Origin of the sequence: uncultured Corynebacterium sp., assembly GCF_902489365.1 — a bacterium.
GTDB lineage: Bacteria > Actinomycetota > Actinomycetes > Mycobacteriales > Mycobacteriaceae > Corynebacterium.
The window spans coordinates 1-2,337 of record NZ_CABTZR010000155.1 but is presented as its reverse complement, the minus strand read 5'-3'; the positions used below and the strand labels follow the sequence as shown (position 1 = coordinate 2,337).

Sequence of the window (2,337 nt, the reverse complement as noted above, 5' to 3'; positions counted from 1 at the left end):
TCAGACGTGTGCTCTTCCGATCTGATTTCCGGTACCCCGATTTCCGCTGGCTTCGGCATCTCCGGCCTCATGGGCCCCTTGGCCGCCCTCAACTACGAGGGCTGGGGCTGGAGCGCTGGCAACGTAATGATCATCACCTTCGTATACCTCGTCCTGCCACTCGCCCTTGCGCTGCTCTTTTGCTGGCTCTTCGAGAAGGTCCTGCATCTCACCAAATCTGAATACTTTTCTCTCGATTTCAAGTAGTGGCATGGGGAGTACAGTGGGTGGCGCTATGAATACTCCAGACTCCCCAGCCACCAGTATTCGCCTCGCGGGCGTTCACTTTGAAACGCAGGATGACACCGTCACGGTCCACTGGCTTCTCGGAGGCCTTCCCCACCACCGTGACGTCGTGTTTAAGCTACACACCCTCGATCTTCAACTCATCATCCACTTTGAACAAGACCAGCTCGCCTCCATGGAAATCGCTTCCTTTGGTGAGGACACCAGGGATGCCCACCGGCCCGTCGATTATCACTACATCTACACCCCCGAAGAGCTCGTAGTCACCGTGCCAACGGCTCATTTTGAACTCACCGACCAGGTTTTCACCATGGGCCTGTCTGTGGACGGCGCGCCGTGTGGCGAGTGGACTGGAACTATTACCTAAGCCTCCACTTTCCCACTTGAGCTAAGCCTACACACGCTTTACAGGGCGCTGACCAGCAACAATACTGGAGTATAAGAAGTTCTCTAGACAATTGCGAAAGCACTAGAGCGCGACGCGGATACTCTCGACACCAAGGAGCTGGCAATGCCCCACCATGGCAACGAACCCCACGGATCCTCGCACAACGCTCGCCTTAATTCTTTGCGCGCAGGCGTTCTCGGCGCTAACGACGGCATCGTCTCCGTCGCCGCGCTTTTGCTCGGCGTGGTGGGCTCGGGGGCGTCGGCAAGCGCCATCCTCACTGCAGGCTTGGCTGCTACCGTGTCCGGTGCCGCCTCCATGGCGCTCGGAGAATACGTCTCGGTGTCCGCGCAGCGCGACTCCGAGCGGATGATGATCGCCAAGGAGACCCGCGAGCTGGCGGAAATCCCCGAACAAGAACATGCTGAGCTCGTCTCCATGCTTGCCAGCTACGGCATGGGAACTGATACCGCAGACACCGCAGCGCGCGAAATCGCCGCCGAGGATCGGCTGCTGGAGGCACACCTCCGACTTGAAATGGGCATCGACGGCGAGGATCTGACCAATCCTTGGCATGCGGCTTTCTGGTCCGCAGTATCCTTCCTCGCCGGCGCTGCGCTGCCCCTTCTATCTATTTTCTTCGCGCCGATGGACAAGGCGGCAATCGTTGTGGCCATCGTGACACTTTTTGCCCTTGCCATCACAGGCTACGTCTCCGCCCGCCTCGCCGACACGAACACTGGGCGCTCCGTCCTCCGCCTCGTCATCGGTGGTGCACTGGGGCTGGCCGTCACTTATGGCATCGGCGTCGCTTTCGGCGGGGTCGTCGGCTAGGCAGAAAAGAGCCGCCCGACGCGACCTCTACGCACCGACGCCCCTCCCCGATGGGCCAAAACAAAAAGCCCCACCTCCCGCCTAATGCGGGCAGTGGGACTCTACGTTTAGCTAGAAAAATGCTAGCTGGTTTTACTCAGCGGTGCGCACGGCCTCGGCCTGCAGCGCCTGGGCCACAGCCTCGATGACGCCAGCTACCTTGATACCTTCCCAGATCTGCTCCTTGGTCACGCCCTCCTCCAAGAGGGTGTTGGCGTGAGCGGACAGGCAGTGCTCGCAGCCGTTTATGGCGGAGACCACGGTGCTCCACAGCTCAAACGTGGCCTTTTCCACGCCAGGCTTAGCGATGATGTTCATGCGAAGACCGAACTTGACCTGAGCAAAGTCATCGCCCAACCAGCTCTTTGCGCGGTAGGCCACATTGTTCATGGCCATCACCGTGGCAGAGCCAAGAGCTGCGTCAACTGCCTCTTCGCTGAGGTGCTCGCGTGCTTCCTCAAGAATTTCCGACAATACCAAGTCATTGCGGGTAGCGGCCGCGGCAGCAACCAAGCTTCCCCACAACTGCTCCTCATTCAGTTCGGTCGTACGAGTAAGGGTACCGATGTTGAGCTTCTGATCCTTGGCATATGCCGGAAGCGCGGACTTCAGGTTTTCGATGGACATTGATGTAACTCCTTTAAGGTTGGACGGTTGTGCTTATTGCTGCTTTACAGAGCGGACTGAACAACCTCGAGCTTGTCGATGTTCTTGGTCGGGTCATTAGCCTCCCAGTTGCAGGCACAGACCTCTTCGGACTGCAGGGCGTCCAGCACACGCAGAACCTCATC

3 protein-coding genes and 1 pseudogene are annotated in these 2,337 nt (G+C 58.8%); 2 read left to right on the top strand and 2 right to left on the bottom strand.

Annotation, left to right across the window (positions count from 1 at the left end):
• Positions 1 to 274 precede the first annotated feature (274 nt).
• The gene (locus RDN59_RS12065; RefSeq protein WP_308608044.1) at positions 275 to 652 is read left to right on the top strand and encodes a hypothetical protein; all 378 of its coding nucleotides are present in this window, start codon (positions 275 to 277) and stop codon (positions 650 to 652) included.
• Between the two features lie 144 nt (positions 653 to 796).
• Positions 797 to 1,507 carry a VIT family protein gene (locus RDN59_RS12060; RefSeq protein WP_308608043.1) on the top strand — a complete coding sequence of 237 codons (711 nt, stop codon included), beginning with the start codon at positions 797 to 799 and terminating at the stop codon, positions 1,505 to 1,507.
• 132 nt (positions 1,508 to 1,639) lie between these two features.
• Here RDN59_RS12060 and RDN59_RS12055 read toward each other — a convergent pair whose 3' ends face one another.
• Entirely contained in the window at positions 1,640 to 2,173 is a 534-nt protein-coding gene (locus RDN59_RS12055; RefSeq protein WP_308608042.1) for a carboxymuconolactone decarboxylase family protein, read from the bottom strand.
• A 44-nt stretch (positions 2,174 to 2,217) separates the two neighbouring features.
• Positions 2,218 to 2,337 (bottom strand): annotated as a pseudogene (locus tag RDN59_RS12050) (peroxiredoxin); the annotation flags it as partial.